General features: G+C 55.5%; 22 protein-coding genes. 2 read left to right on the top strand and 20 right to left on the bottom strand.

Annotated features, from left to right (window positions below; all coding sequences use genetic code 11):
- Window positions 1-21: 21 nt before the first annotated feature.
- From R0135_RS01915 to udk, 5 genes are all read right to left on the bottom strand, one after another.
- Complete coding sequence (locus R0135_RS01915) at window positions 22-429, bottom strand: TIGR01244 family sulfur transferase (RefSeq protein WP_407348577.1); 408 nt, start codon at window positions 427-429, stop codon at window positions 22-24.
- 92 nt (window positions 430-521) lie between these two features.
- A complete protein-coding gene (locus R0135_RS01910; protein ID WP_407348576.1) occupies window positions 522-1,277 on the bottom strand; it encodes a sulfite exporter TauE/SafE family protein in 756 nt (251 codons plus the stop codon).
- A 3-nt stretch (window positions 1,278-1,280) separates the two neighbouring features.
- Complete coding sequence (purC, locus tag R0135_RS01905) at window positions 1,281-2,378, bottom strand: phosphoribosylaminoimidazolesuccinocarboxamide synthase (protein WP_407348575.1); 1,098 nt, start codon at window positions 2,376-2,378, stop codon at window positions 1,281-1,283.
- A gap of 72 nt (window positions 2,379-2,450) precedes the next feature.
- Complete coding sequence (locus R0135_RS01900; RefSeq protein WP_407348574.1) at window positions 2,451-3,683, bottom strand: NupC/NupG family nucleoside CNT transporter; 1,233 nt, start codon at window positions 3,681-3,683, stop codon at window positions 2,451-2,453.
- Window positions 3,680-4,321 carry a uridine kinase gene (gene udk / locus R0135_RS01895; RefSeq protein WP_407348573.1) on the bottom strand — a complete coding sequence of 214 codons (642 nt, stop codon included), beginning with the start codon at window positions 4,319-4,321 and terminating at the stop codon, window positions 3,680-3,682. Before udk ends, R0135_RS01900 begins: the two co-directional genes overlap by 4 nt.
- A gap of 197 nt (window positions 4,322-4,518) precedes the next feature.
- On the opposite strand from udk, the gene R0135_RS01890 reads away from it, so the two are divergent.
- Window positions 4,519-6,597 (top strand): TonB-dependent receptor, encoded by a 2,079-nt coding sequence (locus tag R0135_RS01890; RefSeq protein ID WP_407348572.1) that lies wholly within the window; start codon window positions 4,519-4,521, stop codon window positions 6,595-6,597.
- Between the two features lie 26 nt (window positions 6,598-6,623).
- On the opposite strand, the gene trpS is transcribed toward R0135_RS01890, so the two are convergent.
- Genes trpS through tsaB form a run of 5 tightly spaced genes read right to left on the bottom strand, consistent with a single transcriptional unit; the run spans window position 6,624 to window position 11,412 of the window.
- Window positions 6,624-7,631 (bottom strand): tryptophan--tRNA ligase, encoded by a 1,008-nt coding sequence (gene trpS, locus R0135_RS01885; protein WP_407348571.1) that lies wholly within the window; start codon window positions 7,629-7,631, stop codon window positions 6,624-6,626.
- A gap of 52 nt (window positions 7,632-7,683) precedes the next feature.
- Window positions 7,684-8,979, bottom strand: a complete 1,296-nt coding sequence (locus tag R0135_RS01880; protein ID WP_407348570.1) for a M18 family aminopeptidase — start codon at window positions 8,977-8,979, stop codon at window positions 7,684-7,686.
- A complete protein-coding gene (locus R0135_RS01875; RefSeq protein ID WP_407348569.1) occupies window positions 8,979-9,875 on the bottom strand; it encodes an NAD(P)-dependent oxidoreductase in 897 nt (298 codons plus the stop codon). The genes R0135_RS01880 and R0135_RS01875 overlap by 1 nt, the downstream gene beginning before the upstream one ends.
- A gap of 20 nt (window positions 9,876-9,895) precedes the next feature.
- Window positions 9,896-10,693 carry an undecaprenyl-diphosphate phosphatase gene (locus R0135_RS01870; protein ID WP_407349860.1) on the bottom strand — a complete coding sequence of 266 codons (798 nt, stop codon included), beginning with the start codon at window positions 10,691-10,693 and terminating at the stop codon, window positions 9,896-9,898.
- Complete coding sequence (gene tsaB / locus R0135_RS01865) at window positions 10,693-11,412, bottom strand: tRNA (adenosine(37)-N6)-threonylcarbamoyltransferase complex dimerization subunit type 1 TsaB (RefSeq protein WP_407348568.1); 720 nt, start codon at window positions 11,410-11,412, stop codon at window positions 10,693-10,695. The genes R0135_RS01870 and tsaB overlap by 1 nt, the downstream gene beginning before the upstream one ends.
- A gap of 17 nt (window positions 11,413-11,429) precedes the next feature.
- Here tsaB and R0135_RS01860 point away from each other — a divergent pair, with 17 nt between their 5' ends.
- On the top strand, window positions 11,430-12,125 hold the full coding sequence (locus R0135_RS01860; RefSeq protein ID WP_407348567.1) for a molybdenum cofactor guanylyltransferase: 696 nt from the start codon (window positions 11,430-11,432) through the stop codon (window positions 12,123-12,125).
- On the opposite strand, the gene adk is transcribed toward R0135_RS01860, so the two are convergent.
- The 10 genes from adk to lepB all read right to left on the bottom strand — a co-directional run bounded on the left by adk (window position 12,122) and on the right by lepB (window position 21,017).
- The gene (gene adk / locus R0135_RS01855; RefSeq protein ID WP_407348566.1) at window positions 12,122-12,769 is read right to left on the bottom strand and encodes an adenylate kinase; all 648 of its coding nucleotides are present in this window, start codon (window positions 12,767-12,769) and stop codon (window positions 12,122-12,124) included. The genes R0135_RS01860 and adk overlap by 4 nt on opposite strands.
- Before the next feature lie 143 nt (window positions 12,770-12,912).
- Window positions 12,913-13,734, bottom strand: a complete 822-nt coding sequence (mazG, locus tag R0135_RS01850) for a nucleoside triphosphate pyrophosphohydrolase (RefSeq protein ID WP_407348565.1) — start codon at window positions 13,732-13,734, stop codon at window positions 12,913-12,915.
- Between the two features lie 83 nt (window positions 13,735-13,817).
- Window positions 13,818-16,052 carry a GTP diphosphokinase gene (gene relA / locus R0135_RS01845; RefSeq protein ID WP_407348564.1) on the bottom strand — a complete coding sequence of 745 codons (2,235 nt, stop codon included), beginning with the start codon at window positions 16,050-16,052 and terminating at the stop codon, window positions 13,818-13,820.
- Window positions 16,053-16,056: 4 nt separating this feature from the next.
- Window positions 16,057-16,953 carry a cysteine synthase CysM gene (gene cysM / locus R0135_RS01840; protein ID WP_407348563.1) on the bottom strand — a complete coding sequence of 299 codons (897 nt, stop codon included), beginning with the start codon at window positions 16,951-16,953 and terminating at the stop codon, window positions 16,057-16,059.
- A 59-nt stretch (window positions 16,954-17,012) separates the two neighbouring features.
- Window positions 17,013-17,387: a holo-ACP synthase gene (gene acpS / locus R0135_RS01835; protein ID WP_407348562.1), complete on the bottom strand. Its 375-nt coding sequence runs from the start codon at window positions 17,385-17,387 to the stop codon at window positions 17,013-17,015.
- Complete coding sequence (recO, locus tag R0135_RS01830; RefSeq protein ID WP_407348561.1) at window positions 17,384-18,160, bottom strand: DNA repair protein RecO; 777 nt, start codon at window positions 18,158-18,160, stop codon at window positions 17,384-17,386. Before recO ends, acpS begins: the two co-directional genes overlap by 4 nt.
- 21 nt (window positions 18,161-18,181) lie before the next feature.
- Entirely contained in the window at window positions 18,182-19,081 is a 900-nt protein-coding gene (era, locus tag R0135_RS01825; RefSeq protein ID WP_407348560.1) for a GTPase Era, read from the bottom strand.
- Window positions 19,078-19,752, bottom strand: coding sequence for a ribonuclease III (gene rnc, locus R0135_RS01820; RefSeq protein WP_407348559.1), 675 nt, complete (start codon window positions 19,750-19,752; stop codon window positions 19,078-19,080). Before rnc ends, era begins: the two co-directional genes overlap by 4 nt.
- Complete coding sequence (locus tag R0135_RS01815) at window positions 19,752-20,141, bottom strand: DUF4845 domain-containing protein (RefSeq protein ID WP_407348558.1); 390 nt, start codon at window positions 20,139-20,141, stop codon at window positions 19,752-19,754. Before R0135_RS01815 ends, rnc begins: the two co-directional genes overlap by 1 nt.
- Before the next feature lie 36 nt (window positions 20,142-20,177).
- Window positions 20,178-21,017 (bottom strand): signal peptidase I, encoded by an 840-nt coding sequence (lepB, locus tag R0135_RS01810; protein WP_407348557.1) that lies wholly within the window; start codon window positions 21,015-21,017, stop codon window positions 20,178-20,180.
- Window positions 21,018-21,031 lie beyond the last annotated feature (14 nt).

Below are 21,031 nucleotides of genomic sequence, written 5' to 3'. Positions count from 1 at the left end.
AAAGAAGATCGTGGCGTTGAGCTAGCGCAATGACATCGAAACATCAAACCCCAGTTGCTGGGCATGTTGTCGAGCCTTGTCTTGCTCCTCCAAAGAGCGGCTGTTTATCCAGAGATTACTGGAGCGGGTACCGCTTCGGCAAAAGGCAAATACAGGACGCGAACCATCAAACAGTTCCGCCATGGCGCTTATATTGCTACCCGGATAGTTAAAAGCATTTAAGGGGTAATAGTGATACTCAAGACCCGCGGCCACTGCTGCAGCGCCAATTTCTTCTGAACTTGGCTGCCCCATCGCTTCGCCGTCAGGGCGATTGTTAATGACCACCTGATATCCCGCGGCGGCGATTGCCGCCAGATCTTCCGTTTGGATCTGCGGCGCCACTGCCACCGTGTCGGTAAGTTTCACGTGGTGAACATTGTTTTGCATAGCTGCACTCAACTCATTGTCGATCACAAAGATGCCACGAAGTATATCCCGCTCCCAGCAGTCGCAACAGCGACGTTCTGGCGCCTAAGAATTCACGCCCCAAAACCCTGATAACCATCAACAATCAGTTTAATCCCGACACAAACCAGAAACAGAGAAATAATTTTGTAGTACAGGATCGGGTTAGACAACTTCACAAGCCTTCTTCCCAACAGCACGCCTATGGGGGCAATCGGCACCAAGGCTAAGGAGTACCACAAATTCTCGCCAGCAAACTGACCCAGGGCGAAGTACGCCGGAAGCTTTACCAGATTAACGACGGCGAAGTACAGCCCCGAAGTCCCTGCGTAAATAAGCGGAGGTAAACGCTTTGGCAGCAGATACATGGCAAAAGGCGGTCCTCCAGCGTGAATGCTAAAACTGGTAAAGCCGGATAATGTTCCGATAATTGTGGCGCTCCAGCGATTGTGCTGCTGCCCGAGGCTTGAAAGCCACCCCAGGAGCGTCTGCAAGCCGAACAACAACGCGACCGCTCCGACGAGGAGTCTCATCATTGCATCATTGACAAAATTGGCCAGTAGAAATCCAGCCAGCAATCCAAGCAAAGCACCGGGCAAAAGCAGACGTAGAGCAAGCGCATCAAACTGCCCGCGGTAGCTATAAACAACCACCGCATCCATCACTACAAGAATCGGCAAAAGGATAGCCGCAGCTTGTGTCGGCGGCATCATCAATGCCATAAGTGGCACTGCCAGAATTGCCACCGCCCCACCAAATCCCCCTTTAGCGACCCCATAGAGCAACACCGCCGGAACGCTCACCAGATAAAACATGGGATCTTGCAGCACGGACTAAAGAACCAGGCCAAAACTGTCCGTGAGGAGATCCAGAATCTGCTCCCTGGGCCGCTCTATGGTAGGTAGCGGCGAGCCAAGAATACCTTCGGCCTGCGCGGCATAGGTCCGGGAAAGGTCCTCAAAAAATTCATCGGGCACTGGGTTGTGCTTTGCATAGTGACTGCGTTCACTCATGCGCGTCGGATCAAGGAGCATATCCTGATCCTCGACCCAAGACAGTAGAGCCTCACGAAACTGCTCTTTGCTGTGTTCTCGTGGCTGCCCCCGCTCCCAATCATCCTTCCGCCAGATCCGCGATGAATCCGGCGTGCCCACTTCATCCATATAAATCAGCTCATCACCACCATGCAGCGCTGGCGCTATTCCAAACTCAAACTTGGTATCCACCAACAACTCGCCATGCCGAGCCAGGGCTTGCTCAATGCACTCAAAGCCTGCGCGTAATGCCGTCACACAGGCGTCTAACTGCGCTTCGGACTGCAAGCCAAATGCACTGAAATGCTTTCGCAGCGCAACTGCTGACACCGGCGCATCATCCGTCTGCGGAACGTTCGCCAGGCCGCGAACAATACCCTTGGTCGATGGCGTAAAAAGCAGCTCGGGAAATCGCTGAAACTGTGCCAAACCATCGGCGAGTTCCACACCGCCAATACTGCGTTCGCCCCGTTGATAAGCACGCCACAGAGACCCGGTGATGTAACGGCGCGCGATCGCTTCGATCATCAAAGGCTTTGCCTGACGCACGATCCAGACCATGGGGTGAGGCATTTCCAACAAATGATGGGGAGCCAGTTGTGCACTTTCGAAACATTCAAACCAATGCGCAGCAATGGCATTGAGTGCTGCCCCCTTGCCCTGAACCCCGGTAAAACTATCGCTGCGCCACAGGCAGTCGAAGGCCGATAGTCGATCGGAAATCACCATTACCGCCAGGTCACTATGCAAAGCAACAGGATAACCCCGCTCTTGAATCAGGCGACGCGAATCCTCTGGTCGTAAGAAGTACACCGACCTCACCTTTCCACTATGCACGGGGCGAGCGACTGCCAGAGGCAGATCATCGCTTACCGTCAACACAGACTGCTCACTCATGGCTTACAACATCTCCTATGTGGGACGCTCAAAGGAAAAAGGATCCACTGCCAACGCTGCCATAGCAATCCATCAAGCCAGCGACAGAAAAAAGCTGGCAATGGCTGCGCTCAGTAAATTTGCAAGAAAACCGCCCAATACAGCCCGAAGCCCCAACTGCGCGATCAAGGGGCGGCGCTGCGGCGCAAGCGTTCCGAGACCGCCAATGAGAATCGCAATAGATGAGAGATTTGCGAAACCACAGAGCGCAAAGGAAACCACCGCTTGGGAGTGTGCACTTAGCTGTGCCCTATCTTCGTAAAACGAACCAAAGGCGACAAACTCATTGAGCACAACCTTCTGGCCAATCAGGTTTCCGGCGACGGCAGCCTCCTCCCAGGGCACGCCCAGCAAATAGGCCATGGGCCTGAAGAGATTCCCCAATATGAGTTCAAGAGATAACGCTTCCCAGCCCACCAGACTGCCAACACCGGCAAGTACGCCATTCAATAAGGCAATAAGGCCCACGAAGGCCAGTAACATAGCGCCGATATTGACCGCCAAAGACAAGCCATTTGCGGCCCCGGTGGCTGCGGCGTCAAAAACATTGACACTCTTCTCGATGCTCAGATCCAAGGTATCTTCGGCTTTTGACACAGTCTGCTGCTCAGGTACTAACAGCTTAGCCATGAGTAGCCCACCGGGAGCAGCCATAAAACTCGCGGCCAACAGATAGCGCATCTCTACACCAAGAGCCACATAGCCGGCCAGCACCGAACCCGCCACGGTTGCCATCCCGCCAACCATTACTGCAAAGAGTTCTGAGCGTGTCATTGATGCGATGTAAGGCTTAATCACCAGGGGGGCTTCTGTCTGGCTGACAAATACGTTGGCCGTGGCGGACATGGACTCGGCAGGACTGGTACCAAGTAGCCGCTGCAAGGCACCTCCAAGTATCCGGATCACCCAGCCCATCACACCAAGGTGGTAAAGCACCGCAACAAGCGACGAAAAGAAGATAATTATGGGTAAGACATGGAAGGCAAACACGAAGCCGACTTCGTAGCGCCCGATGTCGCCAAAGACAAAATCAATGCCTGACTGTCCGTAGCTGATCACGCGGCCAACACCCGTGGATAACCACTCGAGAATCGCACGACCCGCAGGGAGGTAAAGCGCCAGACCGCCGATACCCACCTGCAGCAAAAAAGCCCCACCCACCGTCCTGATAGACACAGAGCGGCGATCCAGGGAGAGCCCCCAGGCAATGCCAAGAAGCACCACGATCGCCAGTAAGGCGAGTACCGCCGTAGGAAGAGAGCTCACGCCTTGGCCTCATCATTGGATACGGACAGCAACATATTACGAACGACATCCAGAGCCACGCGGTTGCGTCCCCCTCGAGTTATCACCATATCCGCATGTCGAACACTGGGGCGAATAAACTCGTGATACATCGGGCGCACTGTCTCCTGATACTGAGTGGTCACTGAATCGAGACTGCGGCCCCGCTCCTTTAGGTCCCTCGCCATGCGGCGCAGGAGGCAGATATCCAATGGGGTATCCATATAGAATTTGATATCGAAGGCCTCTCGAAGAGCAGCATCAGTCAACAACAAGATTCCCTCGACGATGATCACAGCTGCCGGCTCGATGCGCACGGTTTCGCTTTGTCGACTGTGGATGGTGTAGTCGTATAGAGGCGACTCTACCGCGTTACCCGCGCTGAGTTCACGAAGATGCCGAGCCAGGAGATCCTGCTCGATAGCGTCCGGATGATCGTAATTTACCTTTTCGCGGTCCTCAAAGGGTATCTGTCCCTGGTCGCGGTAGTAGGCGTCCTCCTTGATCAGCACCACACCGAGCTGCGGAGCGTCGCGTCTCACCTCTTCACAAAGAGTCTCGGCAAAAAGACTTTTACCCGATCCCGAAGGGCCGGCTATGGCAATGACAAAAGGCTGCACAGGAATCGTACCCACAAGCAAAACAAAGAGGCTGCCAGTCTAGCGGCTGAAGCCACACACCCCAAGCGCCGCGACACCCGGTGAGACGGCAACCGTGCGCTTTAGAAAAATACCGGGCGTCAGAGAATGCATCAGACTTGGGGCCGTGGCCATGCTCCGTTACACTGCCGCGCGACTCAACAGGACTTCAAATCACTATGCGTCTCTTTACGGCAAGAATCCTCCGACCTCTTCTGGGCATTTCGGCCCTGGTGTTCACGACGGCGTCGATGGCTCAGGACGACGGGGCAGCTGCTTCACGTATTGAGCAGGTAATTGTAAGCGCCTCTCGCGAACCGGAAATGGGCTTAAACCTGGCACTTCCCTGGTCTCGTATTGATGATGAGGCGCTTAAGCTCACCGGGGCAGTGCACATCAATCAGATTATGCAGCGAACGCCCGGCGCGTGGATATCTCGAGGTAACGGCCAGGAGAGCCTCACGGCACTTCGCTCCCCGGTACTTACCGGCAGCGGGGGCTGCGGCGCTTTTTATACGGCCTGGGACGGTATAAGCCTTCGCGCGCCGGGTTTTTGTAACGTCAATCAGCTGTTTGATGTAAATAGCGAACAAGCCGGCGCCATAGAGGTCATCCGAGGCCCGGGCACCGCCGTGTATGGGGCTAACGCCGTGCATGGTGTCATCAACACCATCACAGCCGACCCACGACGGGGCCCACAAAACGCCTTTGCCATAGAGGCTGGTCCCAATGATTACTATCGAGTACGCGGAGAATTTCGCGCCGAACATGGAGAGCATGCTTTTGGCGCCTATTTCAACGGCGCCAGCGACGGTGGCTACAAAGACAACTCTGGCTTTGACCAACAAAAACTCACCCTAAGGCATGACTTCAAGGGCGATGTCTGGCAGGTTCGAAACGCTCTGGAAGCTACCAACCTGAACCAGGAGACCTCTGGCTTTGTGGCGGGATTCGAAGCTTACAAGGACCCTGCGCAGCGGCCCGCAAACCCAAACCCCGAAGCCTACCGGGACAGCTTTGCCCTGAGAGCCTACAGCCAATGGGAACGCGAAACCAATGCAGGACAAATTAGCATCACGCCTTATTTCCGGCGTACCACCATGGAGTTTCTGCAACACTTTCTCCCTTGGCAGCCCGTAGAAAAGAACGGCCAGGAAAGTCTGGGTTTACGGGTATCTCTTAATGACGGCTCTGAAAATTTTAACTGGAGCACGGGCATTGATATTGACGTCACCCGCGGATGGCTTAGCGAGGTTCAAGCGGATGCGTTTAGCCCCAACCAACCCGCCGGCGTGCATTACGATTATGAAGTCGATGCTGTTTCTGCAGCTATTTATGGTCAGGCGAACTGGCAGCTGAGCTCTCGTATAGGGCTGGCTGCCGGGCTACGACTCGAACAGAACAGCTACGACTACAACAACCAAACGGGCGATGGGTCTGCATGTGCACCAGAGGCCAGTGCCTGTAGATTTTTTCGCCCCGCTGATCGCGAAGACGACTTTGGTAACGGCAGCCTGAATCTGGGGGTCACCTATGCCCTTAGCGATGCGCATCGCGTCTATCTTCGCGGCGCGCAGGGCTTTCGTCCGCCACAGGCTGCCGAGCTTTATCGACTCCAATCGGGACAGGAAAATGCCGACCTCGACAGTGAAACGATTAGCAGCATTGATCTGGGCCTGAGAGGCGAAATCGCAGGGTTTAGCTACGACACCTCTGTGTACAGCATGCTCAAGCGTGACGTCATTTTTCAAAATGCGGATCGACAGAATGTCAGCGGTGCAAAAACCAGCCATGAGGGTATCGAATTTAGCGTGTACTGGACCGGCGAATCTGGCTGGTACGCTGGCGTCGACGGTAACATTGCCCGGCACAAGTATGACGGTGATGCCAATCTTCTTGGGTCACGACTCGATATCCAAGGCAATGATATCGACACCGCGCCACGTCAGTTTGGCAGTGCGCGCCTGGGCCTGGATAAACCCCTCCAGAACAACCGCAGCCTGCGCACCGAGTTAGAGTGGGTGCATATGGGAAGCTACTATCTTGAGCCGGACAATCAACACGAGTATGAAGGCCACGACTTACTCAACCTGCGTATGGCACTGAGTTTAGGCAAGGGGTTCAGTACAACGCTTCGCGTAACCAATCTTCTTGACGAAGAATACGCCGAGCGTGCGGATTTCGGCTTTGGCTCCTACCGCTATTTTGTAGGCGAACCTCGCGGTGTATTTGTAGAGTTCGCCTACTCTCCTAAATGATGTGAGCCTTCGCTACTGCAGTCGCGTCAGGCCATGGGCCTGATGCCGACCGCTGAGCGGACCTTGCTCATCAAAGGCGAACTATGCTCTCTAGCGCGCTCGGCACCCTGACGCAGCACGCTCTCGATGTGACCGGGGTCGGCGATGAGTCGATCGTACTCTTCCCGGGGACCTTTCAACTCTTCATTAATCAACTCAAACAGCTGTTTTTTAGCTTCGCCCCAGGCAATACCGTCCGCAAAAGCCTTTTCCATTGAGGCGATTCCTGCCTGATCAGCAAAGGCACACCACAGTTGAAAGACCGTTGAGTCTTCCGTGCTCTTTGCCTCGCCAGGCTCCAGAAGATTAGTTTTCACTTTATTGATTGCCTTTTTCAGGCGCTTTTCAGTATCAAACAATGGAATCGTGTTGTTGTAGCTCTTACTCATTTTGCGGCCATCCAAGCCCTGCAAAACAGCCACATTGTCATCAACCTGAGCCTGAGGAAGCACAAATAGCTCTTCGTAGTGATGATTAAAACGCTGGGCAATATCCCGAGCCATCTCTACGTGCTGTATCTGATCTCGTCCTACGGGTATGTCATGGGCGCGGAACATGAGAATATCCGCGGCCATAAGCACCGGGTAACTGAATAGGCCCATGGTCACCGCAAAGTCCGGATCATCGCCGTTCTCTTCATTGGCCTGTACCGCCGCTTTGTAGGCGTGGGCTCGATTCATAAGACCCTTGGCCGCATTGCAGTTGAGGATCCATGTCAGTTCGGTAATCTCGGGAATATCTGACTGTCGATAAAACACCGCGCGCGAAGTATCCAAACCTAAAGCCAACCAGGTAGCGGCGATCTCCAATGCAGATCGCTGCACCAGCTCCGGGTCACTACACTTGATCAGCGCGTGATAGTCCGCGAGAAAGAAAAAGGATTCGTTGTCCGCCTGCTTCGCAGACTCTATGGCCGGTCGAATCGCCCCCACGTAATTGCCCAGGTGTGGAGTACCCGTCGTGGTAATTCCCGTTAGCACGCGACGCACGCTCATCATTTTCTCCCTGAAAAATTTAGTATTACCGGGCAGTCACCAGCGTCGGTATTCATTGGCTTTTGACGAACAACGGGGCCGCCTGCCGAAAATAAGCACCTAACACGCGGTGCAGAGCCCAGGCATCGTCACTGCCCGCCAACTCACGAATAGAGTGCATTGCAAAGGTAGGCACGCCGATGTCCAGGGTGGTAACTCCCAGTTCCACAGCAGTTATAGGTCCGATGGTGCTGCCACAAGCCATATCTGCTCGCATGGCAAAGCTCTGCACATCTACTCCTTCCTGTCGGGCCAGTAAGCGGAACAATGCCGCGCCGTCGCTGCTGGTAGCGTAACGTTGGCTCACGTTCACCTTGATTACGGGGCCGCCATTGATCATCGGCCCATGACGTTCGTCATGTTTGTCCGGATAACTGGGATGTACTGCATGCGCATTGTCTGCAGAAATCATCATTGATCGCTGCATGAGCAGCGGCAACGCCGCATGATCTTTTAGCACGGCCTGCAAAAACTGCTGCAGCATGGGGCCCTGAGCGCCTGTTGCAGAGCGTGAACCGACTTCTTCATGATCATTGCAAATGAGCAAGGACCATTGGGAGCCGTCAGCTGCAAGCAAAGCCTGAAGACCGGTATAACAAGACAGCAAATTGTCCAGTCTCGCTGAGGCAATAAACTCTCCGTGCAATCCAATCTGTGCCGGGGCTTGCGTGTCATAAAAACACAACTCGTAGTCCAAAACCTCACTGACCTCTATACCTTGCTCTCGCAGGTGCTCGCGTAAAAAGTCGCGCAGATTGAATTCACCGGTGTCCAAAGACAGCAGCGGTGCCATCTGTGTTTGTGCATTGACACTTCGATTCTTATTCGCCTCGCGATCAAGGTGAATCGCAAGACTGGGTATCACCGCAATGGGGTCCCTGAAATCCACCAAGGCTGTCGCGACGGATCCCGTAGCGTTCTGATAGCTAACACGACCGGCGAGCGATAGATCACGATCAAACCAGGGGTTCAACAAAGCACCGCCGTAAACCTCAATACCAAGCTGCAAATAACCAAGATCAAACTTCTCGGGCTGTGGCTTCACCATCAAACAGGGACTATCTGTGTGGGCTCCGACCATGCGCAAGCCGCTATCGAGCAGAGGCTCGCTACCGGGGAGCAATGCGATAAGCGTGCCGGCCTGCTCATAAAACACGCCGGCGCTACCAGGCCCTAAATCACTGCCGGTAGTGAAGGGCGTAAATCCTGCATCCGATAGCCGACGCGACATGGCTTTTACAGCATGGAAGGAGCTTGTGGACTGTGACAAGAACTCAAGCAAGCCCTGGTTGAACAGCTGTTTATCCATCAGTCTTTATCCTTGTCAGCAGATTGTGAATGTTTCGCCACCAGCCGCGCGAGCAGACTGCTCGTATCCCAACGCCCACCGCCCATGGCCTGCACTTCGGCATAAAAGCTATCAACGAGCTGCGTGACGGGCAGATCCAGCCCCAGTCGCTTTGACTCCGCCAACACTATCGCCAAGTCTTTACGCATCCAGTCCACGGCGAAGCCATGCTCGTACTCGCCGGCCAACATGGTCTTATAGCGATTTTGCATCTGCCAGGACTGAGCCGCCCCCTGACTGATGACCTCCACGACGGCAGCAGTATCAAGACCCGCCCGCTCTGAAAACAGCAGCGCCTCAGACAAGCCCTCCACCACCCCTGCAATACAAATCTGATTCGCCATTTTGGCTAGCTGACCAGCCCCACTGGGACCCAGTAAGCGCACACAGCGGGCGTAGCTCTCCATCACCGGCAACGCTCTTTCAAACGCCTGAGGCTCTCCCCCGGCCATCACTGTTAGCACGCCCCCTTCGGCACCCGCTTGCCCCCCGCTCACCGGTGCGTCCACAAAGCCAATCCCACGCGCCTTACACAGTACCGCGAGCTCCCTGGCGAGGGCCGCAGACGCTGTTGTGTGATCAACAATCACCGCGCCGCTGGCGATACCCTCGAGCACGCCCTCACTGCCACAAACAACCTCACGTACATCGTCATCGTTGCCCACGCAAAGCGCCACAATCTCTGCATCGGCCACGGCCTGCGCAGGCGTCGCACACGCACGTCCGCTGTGGCTCTCTAACCAACTATCCGACTTGGCCCGACTGCGGTTGTAAACGCAAACATCATGGCCTGCGCGAGACAGGTGCCCTGCCATGGGAAACCCCATAACGCCCAAACCCAAAAACGCTACCTTCATCTATCGTATTTCCTCAACATTCAGGTCCACCACAGTGCGCCCAATACAGCGCCCAGAATTAGGCGGTAGATAACAAACGGCATCATGCCCACAGCTTCTATCAAACGCAGAAAAACCGCGATGCAGGCGTAAGCACTTAGTGCCGCAACCCCGACTCCCAACAGCATTAGCGGCAAGTCCACTGCAGTCTCGGTAACCAGAAGCTCAGACACTTTCAGCAGTGCCGCGCCGAATATGATTGGAATGGACAGCAGGAAAGAAAATCGCGCGGCAGCGTGCCGGGATAGCCCCAGCAACAATCCTGCGGTAATCGTTATACCCGAGCGCGAAGTACCCGGAATAGGCGCAATCGCCTGGGCGCAACCGATAATCAACGCGACCTGCCAACTCGCCACACGGGTCTTGGCACGCGGCTCAACCCGACGATCGGCATAGCCCAGTAGCAGCGCAAAAACTATTGTCGTAGTAACGAGTACCGGCACGGTGCGCAATGAATCCATAACATCATTGAGAGCGAAACCAACGAACACCGCCGGGATAGTGGCCAGGCCCAGATAAGCGATTTCCCAGCTGCTCTCATTCATCGATCGATCGCCCAGAGCCGTCCAGGCTCCGCGCGTCAAAGCCCAGAGATCCTGACGGAAGTACACAACCACGGCGCTGAGCGTGCCAAAGTGCACTGCCACGTCAAAAGCGAGGCCTTGATCCGGCCAACCCAGCAGCATGGACGGCAGCAGGAGATGCGCAGAACTCGAAATGGGAAGAAACTCTGTGAGGCCCTGAATCAGCGCCAGTACTAATGCCTGCCACCACTCAATCATGCAACCCGACCCTGCTCAGCCAGAGTTTTCCACCCGATTCGGGTCTGCACATAATCCGGCGCCGCAAACATAGGATCTTGCACCTCCCCGGCCTCAAGCGCCTGTGCAGCCGTTAGAAACATATCCCGAGCCTCGGGCAAAACCTCCGGCCAGCAGGTCGCTTGCCCGCGTATTGTTTCGGGCATCGCCTCGAGAAAACGCAAGCCACTTCCTACCCCGAGCAAGCTGCTGTGCTGTGTGTCGGCGCCATTGGGCTGCTCAATCGCTTCGGGCACCGCAACAAAAGCCTCCCCCCTGCTGATGAGCACGCTCCCGTCCCAATCGAACCACTGACCATAAACCTGGCCAATGCGTGCATCGATACAGCTGAGTATTCGGGAGGGTCCGACACCGGGTTCGGTGCGCAAAAGTGTACGCACCTGAGTTTCGAGACTGGACACGCCGATAACGGGGATTTTAAGACTGAACGCCAGACCTTGAGCGGCACTCACCGCGATCCGCAAGCCGGTGAAGGAACCGGGACCCCGACCGTATACAATGGCCTGCAAATTCAATTCAGATAGCTTACGGCCGTGCAGAAGCTCATCCAGCAGACTGAAGAGCAGCTGCTGGTGCTGTCTGGGCATCACGCGGTGCAGGGACTCGCACCCACGTTCATCCGCGAGCGCCAGGCTCAACGCGTCAGTAGCACTATCAATGGCAAGCAGGCGATTCAAGTCAATGGGATCTAATAATGGTGAGCGATGATTATCCCACACAATCATTGTCACGGGACAAGATCAGTCCCCGGGGAAAAGATCAGCGGGACAATTTCGGCACCGTGGGATTGGTGCTCTGTGGTGGCGCAGGCCGGCGTATGGCCGGCAGGGACAAGGGACTCATGGACATCCATGGACGCCCCTCCGTCGCCTGGGCCCTGGCGCTACTACAGCCGCTCAGCGATAGCTGCTTCATCAGCGCAAACCGCAATCAAAAGCGCTATGCCCAGCTCGGCATGGGTGAGGTCATTGGCGACCTTCGACCCGGTTTTCAGGGCCCATTGGCGGGGTTGGAGGCTATTGTGCCGGCGCTGGAGGCAACTTCAGGAGCCGAGAGATTACTGCTGCTGCCCTGTGACTTACCCATGCTGTCTGCCGACGTTCCCAGGCGGCTGCTCGAAGAGCTGGACGCTCGTCTCGACACAGACATCATCTACGCACGAACCGACTCACAGTCGCATTATTTGTGTGCCGCGTTGCGTACAAGGGTCCTTGGAACCCTGGGCGAACAGCTGGATCAAGGCAATAGAGCGGTACACCGCTGGTATGCGCAGTGCTCGAGCGCTGCGCTGGAATTCAGCGGTGAGTTAGCCAAGGGATTTGTGAATATGAACAGGGCTGAGGATTTAGGACTCCAGCCCGGGCTAAGCGCAAAAGACTCTGAGGTTTAACTGCCCAGCGCGGCCACTACCTTGGCACGAATTTCCTGCACGTCTCCCACACCCGCAATGAAGTGGTACGCTGGCGCATCATCACCGCTCATACTGCTGTAGAAATCCACCAGGGGCCGCGTTTGCTCCTGATACACCGCCAGCCGCTTACGCACGGTTTCTTCAAGATCATCATCGCGTTGCACCAGTGCCTCGCCAGTCTCGTCGTCCACGCCCGGAACTTTAGGCGGATTGTGCTCAATGTGATAGATCCGCCCGGAACCGGGGTGCACGCGACGTCCGCTCAAGCGCTTGACGATCTCTTCGTCATCTACCGCGATTTCGATAACGTGATCGATAGATACACCGGCGTCAACCATCGCCTGTGCCTGAGGAATCGTGCGTGGAAAGCCATCAAATAAACAACCGCCAGCACAATCTGGCTCGGCAATACGCTCCTTGACCAGCCCGATGATAATATCGTCCGACACGAGCCCACCCGAGTCCATGATCGCCTTAGCCTTCTGACCCAGCTCTGTGCCGGCCTTTACTGCAGCTCTTAACATGTCACCAGTAGAAATCTGAGGAATGCCAAAGGCCTCGGTGATGTACTGAGCCTGTGTTCCTTTTCCGGCGCCGGGGGCTCCGAGCAGAATCAATCGCATGGATTTCCTCGTTATCTGTAGTTATCGAATGTTGTCAGCAGTTGTCGCTTCGCACGGCGTGCAGGCTGTTGCAGCACCAGAGCCGGACACCATACCGGCAGCATGGAGGGGAAACAAGCAGCCTTTGGTCTAAGATCAACGTCCTATTGGGCTTCTTTTGCCTGATCCCACAGAAGCTCCTTCGCGGCAGTATCCAGAGTCTCAAGGAGTGTATTGCGCTCTTCGCAGATACTCTCCATGCTACGAAATCGCCGTTCAAACTTGCTGCTGGCCCTCCGTAGCGCGGTTTCTGCATCCACCTTCAGATGTCGGGACAAGTTCACCACGGTGAAAAGCAGATCGCCCAGTTCGTCCTCAATCTCACTCGCATCCTGCCTGGCAATGGCTTCTCGCAACTCCTGAAGCTCTTCGTCGACTTTTGCGAACACCGGCGCAGCGTCTGGCCAATCGAAACCAACGCGGGCTGCTCGCTTTTGCAGCTTTTGTGCCCGCGGCAGCGCCGGCAGTGCCACCGGCACATCATCCAGCGCACCATGTTGAGCGCGCCCCGCGCGTTCCTGTGCTTTGATTTGCTCCCATTGTTGCTTTACCGCGCTTGTATCACCCTGCTGCGTTGCCGCTTGATGCACCACGCCTTCAATGCGCGCATCAGCAAATACATGCGGATGTCGGCGAAGGAGCTTGTCGGCCAGGCCGTGAACCACGGACTGAAAGGTAAACAGCTCGCGTTCCGCACCCAACTGAGCGTAAAACACCACCTGAAAAAGTACGTCCCCTAACTCATCGGCAAGATGTGGATAATCTCCGGCCTCAATGGCGGCAGCAAGCTCGTAACACTCCTCGAGCGTAGAGGGCACGATACTTTCGAAGTCCTGCTGCAGATCCCATGGACAGCCATGCTCCGGGTCCCTCAGGCGCTGCATAATGCGCAACAAGTCAGAGATACTATATTTGGGTTCCTGCACAACGGCTCCTGGGATGGTCGCTCAACTTTGGAATGAGCGAGGGACTGGGATTACTAATAGCAATTGCTGCTCTCGCATACAGGCTAAGTGCTCACACGCCGCGCGGAGATTACATTCTTGAGTCGATTGAGACGCTCAAGCAGCTTTGCCAAGGATCCTAAATCTCCCACTTCCACCGTCAAACGCATAGCCGCCGCATGGGCCTTGCGATTTGTCTGCGTCTCGATAGAAAGCACGTTGATCCGCGCGTTGGCGAACATAGAGGTTACATCGCGAAGAAGGCCCTGCCGATCATAGGCCTCAATGGCGATATCGACCTCGAAGCGCTCATCAGGACTACTTCCCCACTCGACGTCGATGACCCGTTCAGGATTCTGCTCTGAGATTTTTAGCACCCGGGCGCAGTCCTCGCGGTGAATACTCACGCCCCGGCCCTGAGTGATAAACCCGGTAATGTCATCACCGGGCACTGGCTTACAGCAGCCGGCAAGGTTGGTAAGAAGATTGCCCACACCCTGGACCTGCACCGCACTGCGTTTGCGTGCGCTACTCGGTCTACTGACCCGCAACTCGGGCTGCGGCTTGCTGCCGATGAGCGTTTCGGCTGCATTGACCACCTGGGAGGCCGACAGGTCACCCGAGCCTACCGCCGCATACATATCATCAACTGTCGCAACACTGAGGCGAACGGCAATCCGTTTATAGTCGACGCTGGTCAATGCCAGGCGTCGGAATTCTCTCTCCAAAAGCTGTCGACCTGCGTCGACGTTTTCTTCCCGAGCCTGACTCTTGAACCAGGCCTGGACTTTGGCGCGCGCACGAGGCGTTTTAATGAAACCCAGACCGGACTGCAGCCAGTCACGACGAGGACTGTTTTCGCGCCCGGTAAGAATTTCGACGCGGTCGCCGGTTTGTAAACTGTGCGTTAGCGGCACGATGTGGCCATTCACTTTAGCGCCGCGACAACGATGACCAACCTCGGTGTGTACGTGATACGCGAAGTCCAGGGGCGTACCACCACTGGCAAGATTCACAACATCTCCCCTGGGGGTGAATACATATACCCGGTCCTGGGCAACATTGTACTGGAGCTGCTCTTCAACGCTTACCGCATCGCCGCTCTCTTCATGCCAATCGAGAACCTGCCGCAACCAATTGATTTTTTCGTCGTAGCTTGAGCCAGAGCCCCGTCGAGTATCTGTTCCTTTATATCGCCAATGCGCACAGACGCCGAGCTCCGCTTCCTCATGCATTTCATGGGTGCGGATCTGCACTTCAAGAATCTTGCCCTCGGGGCCAATCACCGCGGTGTGCAAGGAGCGATAGCCGTTCTCCTTGGGGCTGGCAATATAGTCATCAAACTCATTGGGGATATTGCGCCACAGCCCGTGTACCAGCCCGAGCGTTGCATAACAATCTTTTAACTCGGGCACCAAAATACGCAGTGCCCGGATGTCATAGACTTGAGAAAAGCCAATACCCTTGCGCTGCATTTTTCGCCAGATACTGTAAATATGTTTGGAGCGACCACTGACTTCGAACTCAATGCCGGCACCTCCTAGCACCGAGCGAAGCTGCTCAATGACTCTGGTAATAAAGCGATCTCTCTCCAGCCGCTTACCATCGAGCAAACGCGCAATGCGTTTATAGGAATCGTTGTATAGATAGCGGAAGGACAGGTCCTCTAACTCCCACTTGAGGTGGCCGATACCCAGTCGATGTGCCAACGGGGCGTAGACATCAAAAACGTCTCTTGCCACCGCCTCCTGGCGGGTCTTATCGCTCTTTACTGCACGGATAGCGCAGGTCCGCTCCGCAAGTTTTATAAGTGCAACCTGGACATCATCGACAATCGCCACAAGCATTTGCCGGATGTTGTCCCGCTGCGTAGCCGCCTCCCCCAGACCCGCTGTACTGTCTGGGTTGCGTAAGTCGGCCATGGCGGCCATGCGCAAAACACCGCGAAGAAGATCTGCCACCTGCTTACCGAATCGCGCCTCGACATCCTGCATTCCAAGTCGCTGCTCGCGCACCGCGCGATAGAGTAAACCGGCAATGAGGCAGTCTACGCTGACCCGCAGCTCAGCAAGAATTTGCGCCGATTCAATACCGGCCCACTCGCAGTTCGCATCCCGCGCCCAATCCCCGGTATCGACCCCCGCGGTTTGAGCTGCTTCATGTAAAGCATCAAGAGCGTCGCCCAGCCGCTCGATGCTCGTGTCCGAAAGGGCCTCTCTGACTGGGAGCTGTTCAAGCCATGCCGGCGCATCGACTGCACCATCGCTTAAGAAATAACTTTGTTCGCGAACTCGGACCATAGATTCAGTTTTTGTCGAAAACCCCGGTAGAGAGATAACGATCGCCACGATCACAGATGATCATGACGATCGTTGCATTTTCTACTTCCGCCGAAACACGCAAAGCTCCAGCAACAGCACCTCCGGCGGACACACCGCAGAAAATCCCCTCTTCCCGTGCCAGCGCGCGCATCGTGTCTTGTGCTTCCTGCTGCGAAATATCCAAAACGCGGTCTACCCGAGCAGGCTCGAAAATTTTCGGCAGGTAGGCCTGAGGCCAGCGTCGAATACCCGGAATACTGGCTCCCTCCTTAGGCTGAAGCCCGACGATCTCGATCTGGGGATTTTGCGCCTTAAAGTATGCCGAACACCCCATAATCGTACCCGTGGTGCCCATAGAACTGACAAAATGCGTGATTTCTCCGGCGGTTTGCTCCCAAATTTCTGGCCCGGTCCCGCGATAGTGCGCCAGGGGATTGTCCGGATTCGCAAATTGATCAAGCACAATCCCTTCGCCAGCATCGCGCATGGCGTGTGCCAAATCCCGAGCACCCTCCATACCCTGCTCAGCGGTGACTTCGATGAGTTCTGCCCCATAGGCACGCATCGCCTGTTTCCGCTCGCTGCTGGCGCTCGCCGGCATAATCAATCGCATCTGGTACCCGCGGATGGCCGCGGCCATGGCCAAGGCAATACCAGTGTTACCACTGGTGGCTTCGATAATCGTGTCGCCGGGTGAAATTTCACCTCTGGCTTCTGCCTCGGCAATCATGCTCATCGCCGGACGATCCTTTACGGAGCCTGCGGGGTTATCCCCTTCAAGCTTGGCCAGCAGTACGTTGCTCGTCGCCCCCGGCAAGCGCTGCAGGCGCACCAGAGGCGTATTGCCAATACAGGCCTCAATAGTTGGATAATCTGGCATATCAGTCCTTAACATTCCTGGGCAGCGTGGTTACAGACAAGGATAAATCGGCGAACACCTTAAGCCAGCAACAGGGCGAACGCCACCGCATATGCACGCTCGTCAGACAGGCTTAGCATCACCGTGCTGCCGCCCTTTTTTTTAGCCAATGCACTACCCCGGGGCGACAAATGCACCACCGGCGCACCCGATGGGTGGGCACGCAGTTCAATATCCTGCCAGCTCAACTCAACTCCAATACCCGTACCAATGCTCTTGGCGACAGCCTCTTTCGCCGCGAAGCGTTTCGCCAGATAGCGCCATGGCTGCGCCTTTGCCTGACAAATCAACACTTCATCGGGCGTGAGAATTCTTTGCTCAAAACGTTCCCCATGGCGGCGCCAAACCGCCTCCACCCTATCAATCTCAACAATATCTGTGCCAATGCCTATCAAGCGCCACCTGCCTTAAGAGTTTCACCTTCCGGTGCCTGCTGCCCCCCGCTGGTTTCAAACATACTTCGCGAGCGCAACGGTGCGCTACCAAGATGCGGATGCAGCAAGATCCTCACCATCCGTTTGGCGGCCGTGCCGTTGGCACCAGCAAAATCGCCTTGGGCAATGGCTATGACTTCTGCTCCGCTAAAGCTGCTATTGGACGCTGGCGCAGCTACAGCTATCTCTCGAAGACCGAAGTCCGGGACCAGAGCATAGCTGGCATCGGCGCGTATCAAAGCCCCGCGGGACGCTTCGGTGGACAAATCCACGGCGTATCCGAGTTCTTCAAGCAGTCGAAACTCGAAGCGTCGTAGCGCAGGCTCCAGAGCCACTCGTGTACGTTCCCCGTCCGCGATGTCGGACAGGTCAGCAATAGCGGCACCGTAGGCAGTAAAAATAGCGGGCTGGACTTCAAAACGCTGTAAGAGGCGCAGCAGTAATTCGCTGAGGTAAAAGGCACTGAGCAGAGCCTCGCCATGCAGCGGCGGCAGCTCTCCGCCTGACTCGGCGCCCGTAAGGGTCAGCAATTCGCCTTTACCACTAAAGCTCAATAACAGAGGGCGAAACGGCTGTAACACCGCTCCCAAGGGGCCTCCTCGGCGGCGACGGCTAAGCCCCCGGGCAACCAGACCCAAACGCCCATGCTCAACGCTAAAAACATCAAGCAGTTCGCTATTGTCGCGAAAAGGGCGACGGTGCAAAAGATAACAAGGCTGCAGCTGGACGCGCATCAGCCAGGCTGTCTATGACGCTCAACGCCCATCGTCATAGCCCAAGCTCCGCAATGCCCGCTCATCGTCCGCCCATCCGGATCGAACCTTCACCCAGAGGTTGAGCATGACCTTGCTGTCTATGAGGCGTTCAATATCCTGACGCGCCTCGGTGCCAATCTGACGTAGCCGAGATCCCTTTTGACCGATCAAAATAGCCTTCTGGCCTTTTCTTTCCACAAGTATGACTGCGGAAATATGCACAATTGAGCCTTCATGTCCGTATTCCTCAATCTCCACGGTTGTGGAGTAAGGCAACTCATCACCAAGTTGTCTGGTGATTTTCTCTCGTACAATTTCTGCAACCAAAAAGCGTGTACTACGATCTGTTATTTCATCTTCTTCAAACAGAAAGGGAGCGCTCGGCAGCCGTTGCACAATTTCGGTTTCCAGTACGTCGAGATTTCGTCCGCGCAATGCTGACAGTGGAATCAGAGCGGCAAAATCCGCTCGATCAGCCAACGACTGCAGACTGGGGAGAATGGCATTGGGATTGTCTTCAAGGTCAACTTTATTGATCACAAGCAGCACCGGTGCATTACTCGCCACACAGCTTCGCAGCACCCGCTCGTCGTCATCTCGCCACTCGCCTCGATCCACCACCATCACAACGATATCCACCGCGGCCAATGCGGCACTCGCGGTACGATTCATAAAGCGATTTAAGGCCCGGTCCTCACCACCATGAATACCCGGCGTGTCGACAAACAACATCTGGGCCGTTTCTGTTGTCTTGATGCCAAGAACCTGATGACGGGTGGTTTGGGGTTTACGCGAGGTAATGGATAGTTTTTGTCCCAGCAGATGATTTAACAACGTAGATTTACCGACATTGGGCCGACCTACAATCGCCACGTAGCCGCAGCGCGTTTCTTCGCTCATGATTCCCCCAATTGGATCAATACCGCTGTCGCTGCAGCCTGTTCCGCAGCGCGACGGCTTTCGCCAACGCCCTCTGCCACTTCGTCGCCATCTGACAATTCACAGGCAACTGTAAATATTCGCGCATGATCTTCGCCGGCGGCCTCGCGCAGCACATAGTCGGGCAAGGGCCGTCCTCGACCCTGCAAATACTCCTGCAGGCGGGTTTTGGGATCCTTGCGCGCTTGCTCTAGCTTCAGGCCATCAAAGCGGCTTTGAAACACTTTACCGATCGCCAGTCGACAGGCGTCTATGCCCAGGTCGAGCGCGATAGCTCCCAGAAGAGCTTCAAGTGTATCTGCAAGAATTGAGTCACGGCGGCGACCACCACCGTGAACTTCTCCAGCACCGAGACGCAGTTGCTCCCCCAAGTCGAGTTCCCGAGCAACTGCCGCCAGAGCGCTACCTTTTACCAGGGACACGCGGAGGCGACTCAACTGCCCCTCATCGGCGTCAGGAAAGCGACTATAGAGTTCTTCGCTGACAACGTAACCCAGTACCGAGTCACCCAGAAACTCCAGACGCTCGTTATTACGACTGCCAACACTACGATGAGAAAGCGCCTGGGTCAGCAATGTTCCATTGCGCAGCCGACAGCCAAACTGCCGCTGCAGCCATTGCTGTGTATCCATCACTCGTCGGAATAACGCTCGCCGGCGATGAACACCAGGTCGTCGTACTTAACCACAGCATCTAAGCGCCAAAACAATGGAATACGATCTTCATAGTTGGCGTTAATCATCACCTTGCCGTCTTCGCGAGTGATCTCCACATCTCTGGGCCCAATGGTTTGTATCTGGTTCATATTGAAACTGCCCGCAAGATGGCGACGAATATCGGCGATGGTGTCTTCATCGTCGTTGAATCCTTCTGCCGCTTCGATCACCAGTTCGCGGATAGTCTGGTACTCAATCAAACCCGGTGCGATACGAATACCGGACATAACAAAAAACCCCACCATCGTAGCGATAATCAGCATGCTCAGCATGCCCATACCCTGCTGTCTACCTAGCGTTTTCATAGTCGCCCCCTTGGTGACTGTCCGCCATTAGCGGAGTTATTCGATACCGCCCACACGATCAAAGCTTGGAATACTAAACAGGGAATCCCAATGCATCCAGATCGCGAACGCTTTGCCTACTATATCGCGCTCGCTCACCTGCCCCCAAACCCGGCTGTCAGAACTATTATCGCGATTATCGCCCATCATAAAGTAGTGTCCGGGCTTTACAGTGACCGTGAAGTCCCGTCCGGGGCGCATAAGGTTAATCTGCTGAAGGTGACTCTTGCCGCCAAGCTCCGCTAACCCCATCTGATAGCGAGACCGCCCCTCTGGCACCACCGCCAGAGGCTCAAAGGGAATCGGCTCTCCGTTAACGTAAAGGCGCTTACTACGATAGCTCACCACATCACCGGGCAAACCGATAACGCGTTTGATGTAATAAGTCTTATTGAGGTGCGGCGGGAAGAACACCATGACATCGCCGCGCTTAGGTTCACTGATAGCCAGTACTTTGGTTCTCAGAACCGGAAGTCGAATACCGTAAACGAACTTGTTAACCAGTATGTAGTCTCCAACCTCCAGCGTGGGCACCATAGAAGACGACGGAATCTGAAAGGGCTCTGCCAAAAAGCTCCGGAGAACGAACACCACGGCGAGCACAGGAAAGAAAGACCGTGAATACTCTACGATCGTTGACTCCCGGGGAAGCGTCTTTGCAGCCACACTAAAACGCTTGGCATCCGTCGAGCCATCCTGACTCCATTGAGGATACTGCGCGCACAGAGCGTCAAGGCTACGCTGTCGGCCCGGGGCCCAAAGCAAGCGATCTGCCAGCCAGATGAGTCCTGTCCCAAACACGAGAATCACCAGGATCAGCGGAAAATCAAGCGACATAAACGCTCCTGTTG

Source organism: Congregibacter variabilis (assembly GCF_045689235.1).
Taxonomy (GTDB): Bacteria; Pseudomonadota; Gammaproteobacteria; order Pseudomonadales; family Halieaceae; genus Congregibacter; species Congregibacter variabilis.
Note: the sequence above shows the minus strand (reverse complement) of the source record. Positions and strands in the feature narration are given on the sequence as shown.

Bases quoted from the DNA above. Each gene is read 5' to 3' on its own strand.
- R0135_RS01915 (WP_407348577.1), bottom strand. From the start codon at position 429: ATGCAAAACAATGTTCACCACGTGAAACTTACCGACACGGTGGCAGTG.
- adk (WP_407348566.1), bottom strand. From the start codon at position 12,769: ATGCGATTGATTCTGCTCGGAGCCCCCGGCGCCGGAAAAGGAACACAG.
- trpS (WP_407348571.1), bottom strand. From the start codon at position 7,631: ATGAGCGTGCGTCGCGTGCTAACGGGAATTACCACGACGGGTACTCCA.
- era (WP_407348560.1), bottom strand. From the start codon at position 19,081: ATGAGCGAAGAAACGCGCTGCGGCTACGTGGCGATTGTAGGTCGGCCC.
- R0135_RS01815 (WP_407348558.1), bottom strand. From the start codon at position 20,141: ATGAAAACGCTAGGTAGACAGCAGGGTATGGGCATGCTGAGCATGCTG.
- recO (WP_407348561.1), bottom strand. From the start codon at position 18,160: ATGCGCGTCCAGCTGCAGCCTTGTTATCTTTTGCACCGTCGCCCTTTT.
- rnc (WP_407348559.1), bottom strand. From the start codon at position 19,752: ATGGATACACAGCAATGGCTGCAGCGGCAGTTTGGCTGTCGGCTGCGC.
- R0135_RS01860 (WP_407348567.1), top strand. From the start codon at position 11,430: ATGGTGAGCGATGATTATCCCACACAATCATTGTCACGGGACAAGATC.
- R0135_RS01890 (WP_407348572.1), top strand. From the start codon at position 4,519: ATGCGTCTCTTTACGGCAAGAATCCTCCGACCTCTTCTGGGCATTTCG.
- cysM (WP_407348563.1), bottom strand. From the start codon at position 16,953: ATGCCAGATTATCCAACTATTGAGGCCTGTATTGGCAATACGCCTCTG.
- R0135_RS01880 (WP_407348570.1), bottom strand. From the start codon at position 8,979: ATGGATAAACAGCTGTTCAACCAGGGCTTGCTTGAGTTCTTGTCACAG.
- lepB (WP_407348557.1), bottom strand. From the start codon at position 21,017: ATGTCGCTTGATTTTCCGCTGATCCTGGTGATTCTCGTGTTTGGGACA.
- R0135_RS01875 (WP_407348569.1), bottom strand. From the start codon at position 9,875: ATGAAGGTAGCGTTTTTGGGTTTGGGCGTTATGGGGTTTCCCATGGCA.
- purC (WP_407348575.1), bottom strand. From the start codon at position 2,378: ATGAGTGAGCAGTCTGTGTTGACGGTAAGCGATGATCTGCCTCTGGCA.
- relA (WP_407348564.1), bottom strand. From the start codon at position 16,052: ATGGTCCGAGTTCGCGAACAAAGTTATTTCTTAAGCGATGGTGCAGTC.